Annotated in this window: 16 protein-coding genes and 1 tRNA gene; 6 read left to right on the top strand and 11 right to left on the bottom strand. The window is 75.5% G+C overall.

Features of this window, described 5'->3' with window-relative positions:
• Nucleotides 1-167 precede the first annotated feature (167 nt).
• From ACSNN7_RS25195 to bioB, 4 genes are all read right to left on the bottom strand, one after another.
• Complete coding sequence (locus tag ACSNN7_RS25195) at nt 168-1,430, bottom strand: YbfB/YjiJ family MFS transporter (RefSeq protein ID WP_436683413.1); 1,263 nt, start codon at nt 1,428-1,430, stop codon at nt 168-170.
• Nucleotides 1,431-1,571: 141 nt separating this feature from the next.
• Nucleotides 1,572-2,078 carry a GNAT family N-acetyltransferase gene (locus ACSNN7_RS25190; protein ID WP_436683412.1) on the bottom strand — a complete coding sequence of 169 codons (507 nt, stop codon included), beginning with the start codon at nt 2,076-2,078 and terminating at the stop codon, nt 1,572-1,574.
• A 4-nt stretch (nt 2,079-2,082) separates the two neighbouring features.
• The gene (locus ACSNN7_RS25185) at nt 2,083-2,286 is read right to left on the bottom strand and encodes a hypothetical protein (RefSeq protein WP_334454305.1); all 204 of its coding nucleotides are present in this window, start codon (nt 2,284-2,286) and stop codon (nt 2,083-2,085) included.
• Nucleotides 2,287-2,294: 8 nt separating this feature from the next.
• Nucleotides 2,295-3,290: a biotin synthase BioB gene (bioB, locus tag ACSNN7_RS25180; RefSeq protein ID WP_334454307.1), complete on the bottom strand. Its 996-nt coding sequence runs from the start codon at nt 3,288-3,290 to the stop codon at nt 2,295-2,297.
• A 199-nt stretch (nt 3,291-3,489) separates the two neighbouring features.
• On the opposite strand from bioB, the gene ACSNN7_RS25175 reads away from it, so the two are divergent.
• Genes ACSNN7_RS25175 through ACSNN7_RS25160 form a run of 4 tightly spaced genes read left to right on the top strand, consistent with a single transcriptional unit; the run spans nt 3,490 to nt 7,594 of the window.
• Nucleotides 3,490-4,626: an 8-amino-7-oxononanoate synthase gene (locus ACSNN7_RS25175; protein WP_436683417.1), complete on the top strand. Its 1,137-nt coding sequence runs from the start codon at nt 3,490-3,492 to the stop codon at nt 4,624-4,626.
• A gap of 20 nt (nt 4,627-4,646) precedes the next feature.
• Nucleotides 4,647-5,348, top strand: a complete 702-nt coding sequence (bioD, locus tag ACSNN7_RS25170; RefSeq protein WP_436683416.1) for a dethiobiotin synthase — start codon at nt 4,647-4,649, stop codon at nt 5,346-5,348.
• Between the two features lie 54 nt (nt 5,349-5,402).
• A complete protein-coding gene (locus ACSNN7_RS25165) occupies nt 5,403-6,932 on the top strand; it encodes a sensor histidine kinase (RefSeq protein WP_436683410.1) in 1,530 nt (509 codons plus the stop codon).
• 47 nt (nt 6,933-6,979) lie between these two features.
• Nucleotides 6,980-7,594 carry a response regulator gene (locus tag ACSNN7_RS25160; RefSeq protein WP_436683414.1) on the top strand — a complete coding sequence of 205 codons (615 nt, stop codon included), beginning with the start codon at nt 6,980-6,982 and terminating at the stop codon, nt 7,592-7,594.
• A gap of 21 nt (nt 7,595-7,615) precedes the next feature.
• On the opposite strand, the gene ACSNN7_RS25155 is transcribed toward ACSNN7_RS25160, so the two are convergent.
• The 5 genes from ACSNN7_RS25155 to ACSNN7_RS25135 form a co-directional block, all read right to left on the bottom strand.
• Nucleotides 7,616-8,416: an ABC transporter permease subunit gene (locus ACSNN7_RS25155; RefSeq protein ID WP_436683409.1), complete on the bottom strand. Its 801-nt coding sequence runs from the start codon at nt 8,414-8,416 to the stop codon at nt 7,616-7,618.
• Nucleotides 8,413-9,336 carry an ATP-binding cassette domain-containing protein gene (locus ACSNN7_RS25150; protein WP_436683408.1) on the bottom strand — a complete coding sequence of 308 codons (924 nt, stop codon included), beginning with the start codon at nt 9,334-9,336 and terminating at the stop codon, nt 8,413-8,415. Before ACSNN7_RS25150 ends, ACSNN7_RS25155 begins: the two co-directional genes overlap by 4 nt.
• A 273-nt stretch (nt 9,337-9,609) precedes the next feature.
• Entirely contained in the window at nt 9,610-10,773 is a 1,164-nt protein-coding gene (locus ACSNN7_RS25145; protein ID WP_436683407.1) for a cytochrome P450, read from the bottom strand.
• 9 nt (nt 10,774-10,782) lie between these two features.
• Nucleotides 10,783-11,451, bottom strand: coding sequence for a class I SAM-dependent methyltransferase (locus tag ACSNN7_RS25140; RefSeq protein WP_436683406.1), 669 nt, complete (start codon nt 11,449-11,451; stop codon nt 10,783-10,785).
• 89 nt (nt 11,452-11,540) lie between these two features.
• Entirely contained in the window at nt 11,541-15,293 is a 3,753-nt protein-coding gene (locus ACSNN7_RS25135; protein WP_436683405.1) for a M36 family metallopeptidase, read from the bottom strand.
• 222 nt (nt 15,294-15,515) lie between these two features.
• On the opposite strand from ACSNN7_RS25135, the gene ACSNN7_RS25130 reads away from it, so the two are divergent.
• Nucleotides 15,516-16,712, top strand: a complete 1,197-nt coding sequence (locus ACSNN7_RS25130; RefSeq protein WP_436683404.1) for an alkane 1-monooxygenase — start codon at nt 15,516-15,518, stop codon at nt 16,710-16,712.
• Between the two features lie 185 nt (nt 16,713-16,897).
• On the opposite strand, the gene ACSNN7_RS25125 is transcribed toward ACSNN7_RS25130, so the two are convergent.
• Nucleotides 16,898-17,479, bottom strand: coding sequence for a TIGR03086 family metal-binding protein (locus ACSNN7_RS25125; RefSeq protein ID WP_436683403.1), 582 nt, complete (start codon nt 17,477-17,479; stop codon nt 16,898-16,900).
• Between the two features lie 144 nt (nt 17,480-17,623).
• The gene (locus tag ACSNN7_RS25120) at nt 17,624-18,226 is read right to left on the bottom strand and encodes a TetR/AcrR family transcriptional regulator (protein WP_436683402.1); all 603 of its coding nucleotides are present in this window, start codon (nt 18,224-18,226) and stop codon (nt 17,624-17,626) included.
• Nucleotides 18,227-18,526: 300 nt separating this feature from the next.
• Here ACSNN7_RS25120 and ACSNN7_RS25115 point away from each other — a divergent pair.
• Nucleotides 18,527-18,599 (top strand) — tRNA-Gly (locus ACSNN7_RS25115).
• The last annotated feature ends 1 nt before the right edge of the window (nt 18,600 follow it).

Raw genomic sequence — 18,600 nt, 5'->3', positions numbered from 1 at the left:
CGGGCCGGCTGCTCCTGGCGGGCCGGCTGCTCCTGGCGGGCCGGCTGCTCCTGGCGGGCCGGCTGCTCCTGGCGGGCCGGCTGCTCCTGGCGGGCAGGCCGCCAGCGACCGGCCGGCCGCCCCCGGCGACGTCGCGCCGGGGACGGCCCCTGTCTGACCAGCCCCGGTCAGCGGCGGACGGCCGGTGCTTGCTCCACGCTGCCCGACCCGATGGCCGGGCCCGGCTCGGCGCTGCCCGGCTCGGCGGCCGGGGCGGGGTCGCGCTGGCGCAGTGCGACCAGCCCGGCGGCGGCGAGCAGCCCCACCGACAGCCAGAGCCCGATTTCCACCCCGCCGGAGTCGGCGAGCAGGCCGGACAGCAGCGGGCCGACCGCCTGGCCCACCGAGAAGGCGACCGTCAGCAGGGCGATGCCGGCGGTCCAGCCGCTCGCCGGCAGGGCCCGGCGGGCGAGCACCGTGGCCGCCGTCGGACCGGCCATAAAGGAGCTGCCGAAGAGCACCGCCGACACCAGCGCCGCGGGCAGCCCTGCCGGCAGCACCAGCACCGGCAGCACGCCGAGCAGCACCAGCAGGGAGACCAGGGCCGGGGCCCGGCCGCCGGCCAGCCGGCCGACGAGCCGCCCCCACACGGTGAGGGTGGCGACGGCCGAGGCGAGGCCCAGCACCACGAAGAACACGGCGACCCCCGGGGTGCCCAGACCCCGGTCGCGCAGCAGCGCGATCACGAAGGTCAGGTAGCTGACGTAGCCGGCGCCGAAGAGCACGTACCAGCCGAATGTCGGGGCGAGGCGGGCCAGGTCGGCGCGGGGCAGCCCGGCGCGGGTGGCCCCGGTCACCGGCGCGACCCGCCGCACCGCGAGCAGGGCGAAACCGACCGCGAGCACCGCGACCGCGCCCAGCAGCAGCCAGCCGGAGCGCCAGCCGGCGTCCCCGGCCACCGCCAGCGCCGCCGGCACCAGCAGCCCCGACAGCGCCACGCCGACGCCCACCCCGGCCATGTAGAGCGCCACCATCAGCGCGCCCCGGCGCTGCCCGCCGCCGGTGGTGACCCGGGCGGCCAGGGCCGAGCCGAGCACGAACGCGACCGCGGTGGCCAGGCCGCCGACGAAGCGCAGCAGGTTCAGCATCGAATAGTCGGCGGTGGCCGCGGTGAGCAGCAGGGCCAGCGCACCCACCGCCAGGGTGCCGACGAAGGCGGCGCGGTCGCCGAACCGGCGGGCCCAGAACACCGCCGTGCCCGCGCCGATCACGTACCCGGCGGCGTTCGCCGTGTTCAGGCCGCCGGCCTGGGCGTACGTCCAGTGCAGGTCGTCACGCATGGCCGGCAGCAGCAGCGCGTACGCGAAGCGGGTGAAGCCGAGCGCGACGACCGGCCCGGCGGCCAGGCCGAGCGCGGTCAGCGGTTCCCGCAGGCGCGCGGATCGGGACATGGTTCCTCCTTGATCGGCGGGCTCGTCGGCCCGCTGATCAGGTGGAACCGGGTGGGGCGGGTGGCTGATGGCCGACGTTCCGGACGGCCGACCCTCGGATCGGGACATGCCCGGTGACGCCCCGGCTGGGCGGAATGTGGCTCAGTCGGCCAGTTCGTCGGCGAGCAGCTCCATCAGCAGGGCGTCGTGCCACCTGCCGTCCTCGCCCCGCTCGTACCGGCGCATGATGCCGACCGGGCGGAAGCCCACCTTGGCGTACGCGCGGATGGCGGCGGTGTTCGCCGCCGCCGGGTCGATGGTGAACCGGTGGTGCCCGTACGCCTCGACGAGGTGCCGGGTCAGCGCGCGGATGGCGTCCCCGCCCAGCCCGGTGCCGTGCACCGCCGGATCCAGGTAGATGTCCAGCGCGGCGTGCCGGTAGTCCGGGTCCGGCTCGGCGTAGTACTGGACCAGGCCGACCACCCGCCCGTCGTGCTCGACGGCGTACGCGGTCAGGTCGTCGTCGGCAAGCTCGGCGCGGACCGCCGCGGCCGGGTCGGGGCCGCCGCGCCACCACCGCCGCACCTCCGGGGTGCCGCGGATCGCCGCGAGGGCGGGCACGTCCGCGTCCGTCACCGGTCGCAGGGTCACGCTCCGCCCCCGCAGCATCGCCTCAGCCCCGGATCTCGCCGTGCTCGACGCAGGTCGCCGACCAGCCGACCGGCAGCACCTGCACCTTCATCCGGCGGCGGCAGCGCGCGCAGTAGCGCGGTGGCTCCAGCGCCCGGGCCGCCGCGCACGCCGCGTGCGGACCGGCCGCGGCGTCCTCGCCGCAGCGGTCGCACCAGGTCACCGCCGGCTGCACCACGTCGGTCACGGTCTACCTCACAGGGTCGCGGAGAGCGCCTTGACGGGCATCTTCAGATCGTCGAGCAGCTGCAGATCGGCGGTCGCCGGCCGGCCCAGGGTGGTCAGGTAGTTGCCGACGATCACCGCGTTGATGCCGCCGAGCAGGCCGTCCCGGGTGCCCAGGTCGCCGAGGGTGATCTCGCGGCCGCCCGCGTACCGGAGGATGGTGCGCGGCATGGCCAGCCGGAACGCGGCGATGGCGCGCAGCGCGTCCTTGCCTTCGACCACCGGCCGGTCACCCAGCGGGGTGCCCGGGCGGGGGTTGAGGAAGTTCAGCGGTACCTCGTGCGGGTCCAGCTGGGCGAGCTGCGCGGCGAACTCGGCGCGCTGCTCCACCGTCTCGCCCAGGCCCAGGATGCCGCCGCAGCAGACCTCCATGCCGGACTCGCGGACCATCCGCAGCGTCTCCCAGCGCTCCTCCCAGGAGTGCGTGGTGACCACGTTGGGGAAGTAGGAGCGGCAGGTCTCCAGGTTGTGGTTGTAGCGGTGCACGCCCATGTCGACCAGCTCGTCGACCTGCTCCTGGCTGAGCATGCCCAGCGACGCGGCGACCTGGATGTCGACCTCCGCCTTGATGGCGGCGACCCCCTCGCGCATCTGCTTCATCAGCCGGGCGTCCGGGCCGCGTACGGCGGCCACGATGCAGAACTCGGTCGCCCCGGTTGCCGCGGTCTGCTTCGCCGCCTCGACCAGCGAGGGGATGTCCAGCCAGACCGACCGGACCGGGGAGGTGAACAGGCCGGACTGCGAGCAGAAGTGGCAGTCCTCCGGGCAGCCGCCGGTCTTCAGCGAGACGATGCCCTCGACCTCGACCTCCGGGCCGCACCAGCGCATCCGCACCTCGTGGGCGAGCTGAAGGGCAGCGGGCAGGTGCTCGTCGGGCAGGTTGAGCACGGCGAGGACTCCGGCCTCGTCGAGGCCGACGCCGTTCTCCAGCACCTGGGTACGGGCCTGGTCGAGGATCTCTGGCATGGCTCGTACCCTACAAGGCCACCCCGGGGCGGAGAAACGGCCGAGGTCGGGGGCAGCCGGCGCCCGGGTGCACCGGCCCGCGCCACGCCGGTGCCGGTCGGGCGGGTGGTAATTTCGCCCGGCGGCGCGTTGCTCGCCGACGAGTCCTCCGCGCCGGTGCCGGGGGAGCGGACCTGCGCGGCGGAGGGAGGCGGTGACGGTGGCGGACTGGCTGGCGGCCCTGGAGCGCCGGGCCGAGCTGCGGGCCAAGGCCGGGCTCACCCGCACGCTGCGCCCGCGTACCGCCGAGGACGCCGTGGTCGACCTCGCCGGCAACGACTACCTCGGTCTGGCCACCCACCCCGAGGTCACCGCCGCCGCCGCGCGGGCGCTGTCCGCGTACGGGCTGGGGGCCACCGGGTCGCGGCTGGTGCGCGGCTCCACCGACGCCCACCACGCGCTGGAGGAAAGCCTCGCCGAGTGGCTCGGCAGCGACCGGGCGCTGGTCTTCTCCTCCGGCTACCTGGCCAACCTCGGCGCGGTCCGGGCCCTGGTGCAGCCGCGTACGCTGCTCGTCTCCGACGCCCACAACCACGCCTCGCTGATCGACGGCTGCCGGATCTCCGGCGCCGAGACGGTGGTGACCCCGCACGCCGACGTCGACGCGGTGGCCGCCGCGCTCGCCGCCGCCCCCGGCCGTCCGGCCGTGGTGGTGACCGAGTCGGTCTTCTCCGTCGACGGCGACCTCGCCCCGCTGGCCCGGCTGCACGCCGTCGCCCGGGCGCACGGCGCGCTGCTGCTGGTCGACGACGCGCACGCGCTCGGGGTGACGGGCCCCGGCGGGGCGGGCGGGGTGGCCGCGGCCGGCCTCGCCGGCCAGCCGGACGTGGTGGTCACCGCCACCCTGTCCAAGGCGCTCGGCGGCGCGGGCGGCGTGGTCGCCGGCCCGGCCGAGTTCGTCCGGCACCTGGTCGAGACCGGACGGACGTTCATCTTCGACACCGCGCTGCCCCCGGCGGTCGCGGCCGGGGTGCAGGCCGCCGTGGGGCTGGCCCGCACCGGTGACGAGCTGCGGGCCGAGCTGGCCGACCGGGCCGCGCTGGCGGTCCGCCGGCTCGGCGCGGCGGGGCTGACCGTCTCCGCCCCCGACGCGGCGGTGGTGTCGGTGACCGCTCCCGGCCCGGAGGCCGCCACCGCCTGGGCCGCCGACTGCCGGGACCGCGGCGTCGCGGTCGGCTGCTTCCGGCCGCCCTCCACCCCGGACAGCCGCTCCCGGCTGCGGCTCACCATCTCCGCCGGGGTGCCGCGAGCGGACTTCGAACGGGCCCTGGAGGTCATCGTGGAGTGTGCGCCTTGACCGAACCGTGGAAGGGTGCGGTGCTGATCACCGGCACCGACACCGAGGTGGGCAAGACGGTGGTGACCGCGGCGGTCACGGCCGCCGCGCAGGCCGCTGGCCTGCGGGTCGCGGTGGTCAAGCCCGGCCAGACGGGTACGGCCACCGGCGAGCCCGGCGACGTCGACTCGGTGACCCGGCTGGCCGCCCCGCTGACCGGCCGGACCCTGGCCAGCTACCCGGACCCGCTCGCCCCGCTCGCCGCGGCCCGGGTCGCCGAGCTGGAGCCGCTGGAGCTCTACACCGCCGTCGACGCCATCCGCGAGGAGGTCGACAAGCACGACCTGGTGCTGGTCGAGGGGGCCGGCGGGCTGCTCGTACCGATGGGGTTGCGGCCCTCCGGCGAACCCTGGACGGTCGCGGACCTCGCGGTCTCCCTCGGCGCTCCGGCCGTGGTGGTCGCCCGGGCCGGCCTCGGCACGCTCAACCACACCGCGCTGACCCTGGAGGCGCTGGAGCGGCGGGCCGTCCCGGCCGGCGTGGTGATCGGCGCCTGGCCGACGGAGCCGGAGCTGGTGCACTGGACCAACCTGACCGACCTGGTGCCGAACCTCCTCGGCGCGCTGCCGGCCGGCGCCGGGTCGATGGATCCGGGCGTGTTCCGCCGCTCCGCCCCCGGCTGGCTCACCCCGGCCCTCTACGGGGTGCTGGACGACTGGCGCGCCTGGGCCGAGGAACTCTGACCACCTGACCTTCGTCGGTGCCGGGGCCCGCCGGGCGTCGGTAGCCTGGCCGACGTGCGCGAACGTGGAATCTGGCGCCGGGTGGACCGGCGGGTCGCCGGCGACGTGGCGCTCTGGGCCGGGCTCGCCGCCCCGATCGCGTACGCGCGGCTGACCCCGCCGTACGAGCGCTGGGTCGTACCGCTGCTGGTCGGTTCGGTGCTGCTGCTGGCGGCGGCGGTGGCGGTGGGCCGGCGGCTGCCGGCGATGGCCGTGGTGCTGGTGCTGCTCGGCTCGGTGGTGGACGGCAACTTCGTCTTCGCCCTGCTGGTGTTCAGCTACCTGGCCGGGCGGCGCGGCGAACGGGCCGCCCCCGCCGGGGTGCTCTTCGCCGTGGTGGCGGCCGGCGGCACGGTGCTGCACCTGGTGCTGCTGGACACCGGCATGGCCACCTGGTTCCTGCTCAGCTGCGTGCTGCTGGGCGCCGGGGTGTTCCCCTGGCTGGTGGGCCGCTACCGGCGGCAGCAGCAGGCGCTGGTGCTGGCCGGCTGGGAGCACGCCGAGGCGGTGCAGCGCGAGCAGCGGGGCGCCGCCGAGCGGATCCGGCTGCGGGAGCGGGCCCGGATCGCCCAGGAGATGCACGACTCGCTCGGCCACGAGCTGAGCCTGATCGCGCTGCGCGCCGCCGCCCTGGAGGTCGCCGGGGACCTGGACCCCCGGCACCGGGCCGCGGCCGGGGAGCTGCGGGCCAGCGTGGCGGGGGCCACCGAGCGGCTGCACCGGATCATCGGGGTGCTCCGCGAGGCGGACGCCCCGGCCACCACCCGTCCCGCCGGGGAGAGCGTCGCCGAGCTGGTCGACGGTGCCCGCGAGGCGGGCATGGCGGTGCGTCTGCACCACACCCCGGAGGTCGCCGACCTGCCGGAGCTGACCGCGCACGCCGCGCACCGGGTGGTCCGCGAGGCGCTCACCAACGCCGCCCGGTACGCCCCCGGCGCCCCGGTGACCGTCACCCTCACCGACGTGGACGACGGGGTGCAGGTGCAGGTGGTGAACGACCCACCGCCGGCCGGGCCGCTGCCCGGACCGCCCTCGCACGGCTCCGGCCTGGTGGCGCTGCGCGAGCGGGTACGCCTGGCCGGCGGCAGCCTCGACGCCGGCCCGACCGGCGACGGAGGCTTCGCGGTGGCGGCCCGGCTGCCCGTGGCCGGCGATTCCCCGCGCCCGGACCCCGTCGACGGGGAACGGTCGGTGGAACCCGGGCCGCTGCGCGACGCCCGGCGCGGGGTGCGGCGCAGCCTGCTCGCCGCGCTCGCCGCGCCACCGGCCGTCGCGTTGCTGCTGTCGCTGGTCTACTACCCGGTCGTCACCACCGGCGCGGTGCTGGACGGTCCGACGTTCGAGCGGATGCCGATCGGCACGCCCCGGTCCGAGCTGGCCGGGCTGCCCCGCCGCCAGGTCGAGCCGCCCGCCGACGCACCGGCTTCGACCGCCGGGGTGAGCTGCGAGTACTACACCGACGGCAACTTCCCGCTGGCCCAGCCGACCTGGCGGCTCTGCTTCGCCGACGACCGCCTGGCCAGCAAGGGACGGACGACGACGTGACCACCGACGACGGGCCGGTCACCGTGCTGCTCGCCGACGACGAGGCGATGGTCCGGGCCGGGGTACGGGCCATCCTCGCCGCCGACCCCGGCATCGAGGTGGTCGCCGAGGCCGGTGACGGCCGGGCCGCGGTGGAGCTGGTCCGGGCGCACCGGCCGCGGGTCGCGCTGCTGGACATCCGGATGCCGAAGCTGGACGGGCTCGCTGCCGCGGCGGAGATCCGCCGGCTGGTACCGGCCACGGCCACCGTCATGCTCACCACGTTCGGCGAGGACGAGCACGTGGCCCGGGCGCTCGGCCACGGCGCCGGCGGCTTCCTGCTCAAGGCCGGTGACCCCCGGGAGCTGATCACCGGGGTACGGGCGGTCGCGGAGGGCGGGGCGTACCTGTCGCCACGGGTGGCCCGGCGGGTGATCGAGCTCAACGGCGACCGGATGGCCCGGGTGCCGGCGGCCCGGGACCGCACCGCCGGGCTCACCGACCGGGAGCGCGAGGTGCTCGGCCTGGTCGGGGCGGGACTGTCCAACGCCGAGATCGCCCGTCGGCTGTTCCTCACCGAGGGCACCGTGAAGGGCTACCTGACCAGCATCTTCACCCGGCTGGACGTGCGTAACCGGGTGCAGGCGGCGATCATCGCGTACGAGGCGGGGCTGGCCGGCTGACCGGCCCGCCCCGCCCCTCGCTCAGGCGTCGCGGCGGCGCAGCGCGGCCCGGCCGAGCGCCAGCGCCGCGACGGCCCAGCCGGCCAGCAGCGCCAGGCCCACCACCGGCGGGTACGGGTCGGTCTCCCCGGCCAGGAAGTGCCCGCCGGCGACGCCGGGGAAGGCGTCGGAGATCCGGGTGAGCACGGTGATGTCCGGCTCCCGCAGCGACAGCGGCACGATCATCAGCACCGCGAAGAGCACGGTGAGGGTCAGCACCGCGCTGCGCAGCGCCGCCCCGAGGCCGAGGGCGAGCACCCCCAGCAGCGCCAGGTACGTCGCCGTGGCCAGCACGTCGCCAACGGTCCCGGCCGGCGGTACGCGACCCCACTCGCCGAGCAGCGGAGCCGCCGCGATTACCCCGACCACGCCGAGGAGCAGCCCGAAGCCGAACGTCACCGCGCCGGAGACCACCGCCTTGGCCAGCAGCATCCGCCCCCGCGACGGGGTGCCCTGCAGGGTGGTGCGGATGGTGCCGGTGGCGTACTCGCTGGTGACGGCGAGCAGGCCGAGCGCCAGCACCGCGTACTGGGTGAGGTCCAGCGCGCCGACCAGCACACTGCCGACGGTGACCACGCCCCGGTCGTCGGCCGGGTCGTCGTTGGTGTTGGCGTTGGCCGCGTAGATGGCCAGCTGCGCCGAGGTGGCGGCCATCAGCAGGATGCCGGCCAGCAGGGTCCACCAGGTGGCCCGCACCGACCAGAGCCGGGTCCACTCGGCGGCCACCGCACCGGCGAGACCGCCGCCCCGGGCGGCCGGGCGGGTGGGGGAGATCGTGGTCACCGGGCACCTCCCGCGGCGTACTCGACCGCGTCGCCGGTCAGCCGCATGAACGCCTGTTCCAGCGTCACGGCCACCGGGGTCAGCTCGTGCAGCGGCACGCCCAGCTCGTACGCCAGATCGCCGATCCGGGCGGCGGTCGCCCCGGTGACCGCCAGGTCCCGCGCGCCCTCGACCGTGACCGCGTACCCCTCGGCGGTGAGCCGCCCGGCCAGCGTGGTGAGCGCCTCCGGGCGCGGCCCGCGCACCCGCACGGCGGCCGTGGCGGCCGTGGCGAGGACCTCCGCGACGGGCGCGTCGGCGATCAGCCGCCCCTTGCCGATCACCACCAGGTGGGCGGCGGTCTGCTCCATCTCGCTCATCAGGTGGCTGGAGAGCAGGACGGTCCGTCCCTCGGCGGCGAGACCGGCGGTGAGCTGCCGGATCCAGCGCACGCCGTCCGGGTCGAGGCCGTTGACCGGCTCGTCGAACATGAGCACCGGCGGGTCGCCGAGCAGCGCGGCGGCGATGCCGAGCCGCTGCGCCATGCCGAGCGACAGGGTCCGTCCCGGCTTGCCGGCGGCCCGGTCGTCGAGGCCGGCCAGGGCGAGCACCTCGTCGACCCGCCGGGCCGGGATGCCGTTGCTGCGGGCCAGCGCCAGCAGGTGCGCCCGGCCCGCCCGGGCGGGGTGGATCGCCCGGGCATCCAGCAGCGCCCCCACCTCCCGCAGCGGATGGCGCAGCTCCCGGTACGCGCGCCCGCCGACCAGGGCCCGGCCGGCGGTCGGCCGGTCCAGGCCGAGCACCATCCGCATGGTGGTGGACTTGCCCGCGCCGTTGGGGCCGAGGAACCCGGTGACCCGCCCGGGTGCGATGTCGACGGTCAGGTCGTCGACGGCCGTCACCGTCCCGAACCTCTTCGTCAACCCACGTAGTGTGATCATGCGTTGACGGTAGGAACCGACGGGTGGGCGCCGCCGCTGCCGATCGGCGCCCACCGGACCCGACCTTCGTCAGGTGTTCCGGTTGCTGCGCCGGTCCCCCCGTCTTCGTTGGCCGTCGTCGCGAGGCGGTCCGCCGGCCCGCCGGCCGTGCTGTTCGTGCGCTGTGGAGCTGACGTCACGAACGACTCAGGGGCCGGGTGAAGCCTGAATCATTTGCGACATCAGTTCCACAGGGACTCGGGAGAGGGGCGCTGGCGCGCACCCAGGCGGCGGTCAGTGGCGGCGGACCACGAACGCGTCCGGCATCCGGAAGGTGAGGTTGTCCGGGCACCAGGGCGGGCGTACCACCTGCACTCCGTCGAGCAGTGGGGCCGCCTCGGTCACCACCACCGCCGCCTCCATCCGGGCCAGCTGCGCGCCGACGCAGCGGTGCGCGCCCGCGCCGAAGGCCAGGTGCCGGCGCGACCCGCGCTGCCCGGGCCGGAACGCCTCGGGCGCGGCCACCACCTCCGGGTCGCGTCCGGCGCGGGCCAGCCACAGCACCACGCTGGTGCCTGCCGCCACCGCCGTCCCGCCCAGCGTGGTGTCCACGGCGGCCACCCGCCGCCAGGTCACGATCGGCGGTTCCAGCCGCAGCCCCTCCTCGACCACGTCGGCCACCTCGACGGTCCCGGCGCGCAGGCCGGCGCGGACCTCGGGCTCGGCGGTGAGCCGGTGCAGCAGCAGGGTGAGGAACTGAGAGGTGGTCTCCTGCCCCGCCACCAGCAGGAAGAACAGCGCGCCGACCACCACGTCGGGGGAGTGTCCGTCGGCGCGCAGGGCGGCGGCCAGCCCGCCCCCGGTGGCGGCGAAGTCGCGCAGCACGGTGTGGAACCGGCCCACCTCGGCGGCGAGGGCGAGCTGACGGTCGGCGTCCAGCGGCGCCCAGAACAGCTCCAGGGCGGCGCGGGCGAAGTCCTTCACCGCGCCGACCGGGGCGTCGGGCAGCTCCACCAGCCGGGCCAGCACCAGCAGCGGCAGGTCGGCGGCGAGGCCGGCGTACAGGTCGACCGGCTCGCCCGCGTCGAGCGCGGCGGCCAGACCGGCCACCCGGCGCCCGACCAGCTCGGTCAGCCAGGGCTGCTGGGCGGCCACCCGGGCCGGGTGCAGCGCCTGCGCCACCACCGCGCGGATCGCCGGGTGACTCGCGGTGGAGTTGTTGGCCAACGTCGGCGGCAGGCGGAACCGGTGCCCGGCGAGCACCCGCAACGCGGCCACCGGGACCGGGGTCACCGCGTCCAGGGCGTTGTCCGGCCGCCAGGTGTCCGGGTCGGCGAGGACCTGCCGGACCAGCGCGTGCCGGGTGACCACCAGATGGTCGACCCCGACGTGGTCGGCGACGGTGGCCACGTCCGGCCACCACTCGTCGACGGACTCCCCCCAGCCCCGGAACAACACGTCGACACGCTAGCGGGCGGCCCCCGGCGGGGCGGGATCCAGCTCCCAGACGGTGGTGCGCTTCACCCGTACGCTCTCCAGCGCCTCCGTCACCGGCACGTCGTACGCGGCCAGCTCGCGGAAGCGCTCGCGGGGCAGGAAGGCCCGCCCCGGGTCGCCGACCAGCACCCGGGCGCCCGAGCGGGCGGCCCGCAGCAGGAAGCGCAGCACCCGCCGGGCCATCGCCTCGCTGTAGAAGACGTCCCCGGCGAGCACCACCTCGGCGTCCCCGGCGTCTCCGTCGAGGATGTCGCCGAACTCCGCGTCGACGCGTACCCCGTTGGCCTCGGCGTTGAGCGCGACGGCGGCCACCGCCCGCTCGTCGACCTCCACGGCGCGGACGGCGGTGGCGCCGGCCCGGGCGGCGGCGATGGCGACCAGGCCGGAGCCCGACGCCAGGTCGAGGACCCGGCGGCCGGCGACCAGCTCCGGACGGTCGGTGACGTGGCGGGCCAGCGCCTGGCCGCCGGCCCAGGCGAAGGCCCAGAACGGCGGCGGCTGGGAGCTGCGGAACTCGCCCTCGGTCAGCTCCCAGAGCCCGATCGGCTCGTCGGCCTGGTGCAGCCGCACCTCGGGGACGAAGGCCACCGGGGTGAGGCGGGCGTGCAGCCGGACGAAGGCCGCGGAGAGGTCGGACACCCTCCGATTCTCTCCCGGGGCGGTTCCCGGGCGTGTCGCGGGGCCGCCGTGACCGGTTCACCACGCTGCGTGAAAACCCGGCCCGTACTTCACGATTCGTGCGAACACGCCCGTCTACCGGCTTCCCCGCACCCCTCATAGCGTTGCCAGGTGGATGCGACCGACGAAAGGGCGGGGTGGTGGTGACGGTGTGGCGGAACGCGCTGCGGGCCGGGGTGGTGCTGGCCTGCCTGTCGGGGGTGGGGCTGACCGCGCCCGCGCCCGCTTCGGCGGCGGCCGGCTTCGCCACCGAGCTCAACGGCCTGCCGGACGAGTTCTCCGTCGGCGACCAGGTGCGCACCGTCGCCGCCGTGGTGTCCCGCACCGACGGCGGCCGGTGCGTGAAGGTCCGCTGGTCGATGGTGCTCACCGTGCAGGGCCTGCGGCTGGACCAGGTGAAGATGGACCGGGTGGAGGAGTCGGGCAGCTTCCCGCTGCAGATCCAGACCGAGGGGGCCATCGCCCGGCTCACCGACCGCCAGCTCGACCCGGGCACGCTCTGCCCGGACCGGACGGTCACCGCCCGCTACCGGGTGGCCTTCGCCGAGGACGTCACCCGGGGCCGGGTCACCCTCGCGGCCGAGGCGTACGACGCCAACCTGCGGCTGCTCGCCCGGCAGACCGCCACCCGCAACGTGGTCGGCCTGCTCGCCGAGGCCACCCCGACGCCGGAGCCGAGCGCCTCGGCGACGGAGGCCGACCCGACCGAGACGGTCGAGGCCGAGCCGACCGAGGAGGCGGTGGCGGAGGTGCCGCCCGCCGCCGGCCGCCCGGTGTCCGGCTCCTCCGGCGGGGGATTCGGCGTGGTGCAGGCCGCCTTCCTCCTCGGCGGGCTGCTGCTCTTCCTCGGCGCCGGGCTGCTGCTGCGGTTGCGGCAGCTGACCCGCGCCGCCCGCGGCGACGGGCCGGACGCCGGCGGGCCGTCGTTCGAACGGCCCCGCCGGTCGGGGCGCTGGGCGGCGGCGCGCCGCTGATCGGGGGCCGCCGGTGCACTGGCTGGCCAGCACCTCCAGCCGTAGGTGGGTGGCGAGCGTGGTCGGCACCGGGAACGACCGCAGGTTGATGTCCCGCACGTACGCCCGGTACTTCCCGCCCGGGAAGGCGTCGCCGGCGCTGGTGTAGATCCGCTCCCACCGCGCCGGGTCGGCGCAGTCGGTGGTGGTCGCGTTGCAGGCGAGCACGGCGAAGGAGCGCAGCGCGCTCAACGCGTTCTGCCCGCCCGCGTCGGCGTCCCCGGTGATCGCCGGGCGCAGCATCGCGCTGACGTTCACCCGCTTCACCACCTGCGCGGCGTCGCCGGGCAGCGCCACCGTGACGCCCCGGCCGGCCACCCCGGTCAGCGACGCCCAGTTGGTGGCCTCGGTGTCGTCGCCGATCCGGTCCAGGTTGACCCCGTCACCGGTGATGACCGCGCCCGAGGTGGTGGACGCCAGGTTGCGGCTCAGCCGCAGGTCGACGTACCCCTCCTTACCGGCCCGGGCGACCACGCTGAGCCGCTGGTGGCCGAAGCCGGGCGCCACCGCCAGCAGCTGGTACGTCCCGGCCACCGCCTCGAAGGTGTCCGGCAGCGGGGTGGCCGGGTCGGTGTCGGCGATCGGCGTGGCCCGGGCCTCGTAGTTACCCACGTACAGCCGGATCGGCGCCTCGGCGCTGTCCCCCTTCGGCCGCAGGGTGAGGGTGGCGTTGCCGCCGTACGGGCTGGCGAAGCTCGGCGTCGGGTCGGTGTCGGTGGCGCCCTTGGTGGCGGCGTCCCGGCCCATCCCGGAGCGGGCGAACTCGGCCCAGATCAGCTCCTGGTTCGCCCCGCCGAAGCGGAGCTTGTCGGCGGTGAGCAGGTTGTCCCGCATGTCGAGCATGCTGACCTGGCTGGCGGCCTGGAGCAGGAACGAGTCGAAGACGAGCTGCGCCCAGCGCCGGTTGCCCGGGCAGTCGCCCACGGCGACCTTCCCCTGTGCGCAGTCGAGCTGCCGCTGCGGGGTGCCCAGCCCGTACCGCTTCACCAGCGCCGAGCGGATCCGGAAGTTGGTGGCGCTCCAGATCTCCCCGTCGGCGTGCACCGCCGGGCCGGCGGTGTTGTAGCCGACGTCGGAGTAGTTGAGCGGGCTGCGGCTGAAGTCGTGGTTGCGGATGCCGCTGATCAGGTTGCCGGTGACGTACCCGCCGGTGACGAAGGGCGTCTCGCCGGGGGCGCGCAGGCCGTGCTCGTAGAGGTACTCCGCGGCGAGCAGGTCGCTCCACGACTCGCCCATCGCCCCGCCCTGGTGGCCGCCGATGCCGCTGTCCGGCCCGGCGATCATCCGGTTGGTGATGGCGTGGGTGTACTCGTGCCCGATCACCGTCATGTCGTAGTCGCCGTCCACGCACGGTGGGTACGGCCCGCCGGCCTGCGGCTGCCACAGGTACATGTTGGTGGTGGGCGGCAGGCCGTCGCGCGGCGTGCCCTGGTTGGCGTTGTTCCGGTTGCCGGAGAGCGCGCCCTGCTGGGCGCGGCCCTGCTCGGCGTCGCCGCCGAGGCCCGCTCCGCTCACGTTGACCGCCTGCAGGTTCCAGGTGGCCTCGGTGAAGCCGAGGTGCCAGGCCCAGTCGTGCATCCGGTTGTGCATGGCGAAGAGGTTGGCGATGGCGGCGTCGGCGTCGTTGCGCTGCGCGGAGGTGAACACCGCCGGGTTGCAGCGGGCCTGGTGCCACTGGTCGGTGAAGGGGTACTCGTAGCGGCGGTCCGGGCTGGCGGTGGCCGGCAGCAGCGGGGTGCCCGCTCCCCAGGAGACCACCGTGTTGGCGGAGTTGCCGCGTGAGGTGCCGGTCGGCAAGCCGGTGGCCTTGTCGACGTCCCAGGCGTTGCCGGTGGCCGGGTCGCGGAACGCGGCGGCGCAGCCGGGTGCCGGGTCGGCGCACCAGCGCACCCGGGGGTCCTGCCCGGGCGCGAGGTCCTGGGGCGGGGTGGCCGGGTAGACGGCCCAGCTCGGGTTGTCCGAGTCGAAGTCCACGAGGTCCTCGCGGACCAGCACCTGGCCGGTGATGCCGTCGACGTACGTGGTGAAGGCGGCCGGGTGGTCGGTGTCCGCGCCGATCAGGGTCACCTCGTACGCGGCCCGGGGGCCGTCGAGCGGGGTGGGCACGGCGACCGGGCGGACCCGGTGGCTGGCCACCCGGGCGGCGTCCAGGCCGGCGTCGGCGAGGGCCGCCGCGTACGCCTGCTCGCCGGTGAGCGTGGCCGGGGCGGGTGCCGAGGCGTCCCGGGCGAGCGAGGAGCTGACCGAGACGACGGCGCCGTCGGCGACCGCCACGGTGACCAGGCCGTCGTGGCCGGCGGGCAGGTCGCCGAAGCGCTGCCGCAGGGTGACCACCGCGCCGATGCCGATCGGCCGGACCAGCAGCCGGTCCATCGCGGCGACCGAGGCGGCGTCGAGGCCGAAGAGGTCCTGGTTGTCGGCGAGGTAGCGCCGGGCGGCGGCCTCGGGGTCGGCGGGCAGGCCGGTGGCGAGCGGCGCCCGGGCCGGGCCGAGCGCCTGCGGGGTGCCGAGCCGGTTCCACCGCACGTCGGCGTCGACCCGTCGGGCGATCCCGCGCTGCCGGGCGTCGGGTGCCGCCGTACCGGTGCGGTTGTCGACGTCGGCCGCCTGATGGCTGTCGTCGGCGAGCGAGCCGGAGCGGCCGGGTGCGGCGGCCGGGGCGTCGCCCGGTGCGGCGGCGGCGGTGGCGCCGCCGGGCAGCAGGGCGGCGACCACGGCGGCGGTCGCCAGTACGGGGACGAGCCGGCGTCGGGGCCGGCTCGTCCGATCTGTCCACTCCGGTCTGGGCACGGGACCTCCTCGTGGGAGCGGGGGCCGACGCTGCGCCGGCCCGGTGCAGGCGTGGTTACGCATGCGCATCTGTGAATACCAGGCGGTTCGGGTGAGGGCAAGGTCGTCGATGACGCTGGGTACCGCGGACGTCACCGGTTTGCTTTACAAAATGTTGCCACTTGTAAAATCGAGTGACCGGTGCCACAGTTCAGGAGAGGCACGCGAGATCGGAGGTCGGCGATGGCCATCAGCACCGACGCGGCGGTTCCACCCGTCGCCTGGCGCGACACCCGCAAGCCGCTCTGGCCGCTGGCCCTGCTGGTGCCCGTGCTGCCCTTCCTGGGCTGGCTGGGCTGGCAGGGCACCGGCGGCGCCTGGGCCTGGTGGCTCACCCCGGTGGTGGTCTTCGGGCTCATCCCCACGATCGATCTGCTGATCGGCGACGACCGGCGCAACCCGCCCGACGAGGCGGTGCCCCGGCTCTCCGCCGACGGCTACTACCGCTGGCTCACCTACCTCTACCTGCCCGCCCAGTACGCCGCCCTGGTGCTTTGCTGCGCGGTCTGGGCCCGGGGCGAGCTGTCCTGGATCGGCGCGGCCGGTCTGGTCGCCACCGTCGGGGTGGTCAACGGCATCGCCATCAACACCGCCCACGAGCTGGGCCACAAGCGGGAGACGGCGGAGCGCTGGCTGTCCAAGGTGGCGCTTGCGCCGACCGGGTACGGGCACTTCTACGTCGAGCACAACCGGGGCCACCACACCCGGGTGGCCACCCCGGAGGATCCGGCCAGCTCACGGCTGGGGGAGAGCTTCTGGGCCTTCTGGCCGCGTACCGTCTGGGGCAGCCTGCGGTCGGCCTGGCGGCTGGAAACCAGCCGGTTCCGGCTCCGCAGCCGCAGCCCGTGGACGTGGCGCAACGACATCCTCAACGCCTGGGCGATGACGCTGGTGCTCTACGCCGTGCTGATGCTCGCCTTCGGCCCCGGCGTGCTGGTGTTCCTGGTGCTCCAGGCCGTGGTCGGCTTCTCCCTGCTGGAAGTGGTCAACTACCTGGAGCACTACGGGCTGGCCCGGCAGCGCAACGCCGCCGGCCGCTACGAGAAGGTCGACCCCCGGCACAGCTGGAACAGCGACCGGACGGTCACCAACGTCTTCCTCTTCCAGCTCCAGCGGCACAGCGACCACCACGCCAACCCGCTGCGCCGCTACCAGACGCTGCGCAGCTTCGACGCCTCGCCGCAGCTGCCGGCCGGCTACGCCAGCATGGTGGTCGTCGCGCTGGTGCCACCGCTGTGGCGGCGGGTGATGGACCACCGGGTGATGGCCCACTACGGGGGCGACCTCGACCTGGCCAACGTCCACCCGCCGGCCCGCCGCCGGCTGCGGGAGCGCCAGCGCCGTCGCCCCGCGGCCTCCGGTCAGGGGTACGCCGACTGACCGGAGTCGACCGCGCCGGTCGGACGCCGAGCCCCCCTCGGGCGTCCGGCCGGCGCACCCTGTGCCGCCTCCACCCTTCCCGTCTCCGCCCGTGCCACATCCGCCCGTCCCGCCTCCGCTCGTCCCGGCGAGCGTCCCGGGTACGTCCGGATCGCGCGGCCGTCGAGTCGGACCCGGGCGGGTCGTCAGGCCGGTGGCGTCCAGTCCGGGTGGCGGCCGAAGGCGGCGATCAGGCGGTCCTGCGCGTCGGCGTGGGCCGGCACCTCGACCGCCGGCCGGATCAGCAGGCCGAGCTGGTAGTCGGAGATCCGGTCGGTGAACCACGCGGCGCATGCGGCGACCGCGCCGGCGTCCAGGCGCGGGTCGGCACCGATCGCCACCGCCAGGTCCCAGGCGTGTACGAGGTGCTCGGCGACGAGCTGGTGCAGGTAGTCGGCCGCCGGGGTCTCCCCGGCCGAGAGGTGCACCGTGACGTCGAGCGCGCCCGGGTGGCTGGCCGCCACCTCGGCCTGCGACGCCACCTGCCGGGCCGTCCCGATCGGGTCGTCGCCGAGCTGGTCACCGTCGAACCGGTCGCCGATCTCCTCGACGGTACGGCCGGCGAGCAGCGGCGCGGTCCACCGGTCCTCGGTCACCACGTGGTCGACCAGCGCACGGACGTCCCAGCCCGGGCAGGGAGTCGGCTCCGACCACTGCCCGGGCGTGACCTGCTCCACCCGGTCGACGAACTCGGCCAGGCTCCGGCGGTACGCCTCCAGCAGGTCCATGCCGCCGATTGTCGCGGCTGTCCGTGGCGGTTCGGGCGTTTTTGCCCGGTCGTCCGGTGCTCCGGTCGGTCCGTCCGGTGCTCGGGTCGGTTGGTCGTCCGGTACTGGAGTCGGGCCGGGCTGGGCCGGTCGGGGGTGAACCGGTCAGTCGAGCTGGGCCGGGTCGAGCCCCAGCTCCCGGGCGGCGATCAGCCGGATCCACTCGGTGAACTGCCGCCGGGAGATCACTCGCTCGTGCACCGCGAGCTGCACGGCGAGCCCGTCCATCACCGCGTTGATCCGCCAGGCGGCGCCCGCCGGGTCGGCACAGACGAAGGTGCCGTCCGTCACCCCGTCGGCGATCACCGCCGCCAGGTCCTGTCGCCACCGCAGGTCGAGTCGGCGGGAGACCTTCTCCAGCTCGGGCGTGCGCAGCGACTCGGCCCAGCCGTCGATCCACATGGACCAGGAGATCGACCGGCCGGCCGGCGTGTAGAGACGCAGCATCCGGCGCAGCTTGGTCAGCGGCGGCGCGGAGGAGCGGACCACCGCGTCCAGCCGGGCCAGGTCCTGCTCCACCGCGTACGCGAAGGCCTGCGCCAGCAGCCGTTCCTTGGTGGCGAAGTGGTAGAACACGAGGGCCTGGCTGACCCCGGCGGCCTGCGCCACGTCGGCCGTCCGGGTGTTGGCGAGTCCACGCTCGACGATCACGTCGCAGGCTGTTCGCAGCAGGGAATCCAGGCGGACATCGGCGGCACGTCTCGTCACGCGGTTACGGTAACCCATCGATATGACCACGATACGTTACCGAGGCGGCCGGTCGGGCGTACCACAGTCGGAACCCGGACACCCCTTCTCCGGCGCGTCGCCTGGCCTCCGACCTGGGCGTCTGCTGGTCTCCCTCGACCTCCTCCCCCACCTCGCCCAGTCTCCTAGGAAGCTCTGCGGGGAGTGCTGGTCCTCTCGCCCGGCAACCCGCCTCGGACGCGCCGAGAGCACCCCCCGATTTGGCAACTGTTCCCAGGCTCGGCTAAAGTTTCCATCCGTCACCGGGAACGCCGGAGACACGCGGACGTAGCGCAGCTGGTAGCGCATCACCTTGCCAAGGTGAGGGTCGCGGGTTCGAATCCCGTCGTCCGCTC

The sequence above is a fragment of the Micromonospora sp. URMC 105 genome, from assembly GCF_051386295.1.
In the GTDB taxonomy this organism is placed as follows: domain Bacteria; phylum Actinomycetota; class Actinomycetes; order Mycobacteriales; family Micromonosporaceae; genus Micromonospora.
This window is presented reverse-complemented; position numbering and strand designations above follow the sequence as displayed.

Excerpts from the sequence above, each read along its gene's own strand:
- ACSNN7_RS25195 (WP_436683413.1), bottom strand. The coding sequence starts at position 1,430 with ATGTCCCGATCCGCGCGCCTGCGGGAACCGCTGACCGCGCTCGGCCTG.
- ACSNN7_RS25190 (WP_436683412.1), bottom strand. The coding sequence starts at position 2,078 with ATGCTGCGGGGGCGGAGCGTGACCCTGCGACCGGTGACGGACGCGGAC.
- bioB (WP_334454307.1), bottom strand. The coding sequence starts at position 3,290 with ATGCCAGAGATCCTCGACCAGGCCCGTACCCAGGTGCTGGAGAACGGC.
- ACSNN7_RS25160 (WP_436683414.1), top strand. The coding sequence starts at position 6,980 with ATGGTCCGGGCCGGGGTACGGGCCATCCTCGCCGCCGACCCCGGCATC.
- ACSNN7_RS25150 (WP_436683408.1), bottom strand. The coding sequence starts at position 9,336 with ATGATCACACTACGTGGGTTGACGAAGAGGTTCGGGACGGTGACGGCC.
- ACSNN7_RS25130 (WP_436683404.1), top strand. The coding sequence starts at position 15,516 with ATGGCCATCAGCACCGACGCGGCGGTTCCACCCGTCGCCTGGCGCGAC.
- ACSNN7_RS25125 (WP_436683403.1), bottom strand. The coding sequence starts at position 17,479 with ATGGACCTGCTGGAGGCGTACCGCCGGAGCCTGGCCGAGTTCGTCGAC.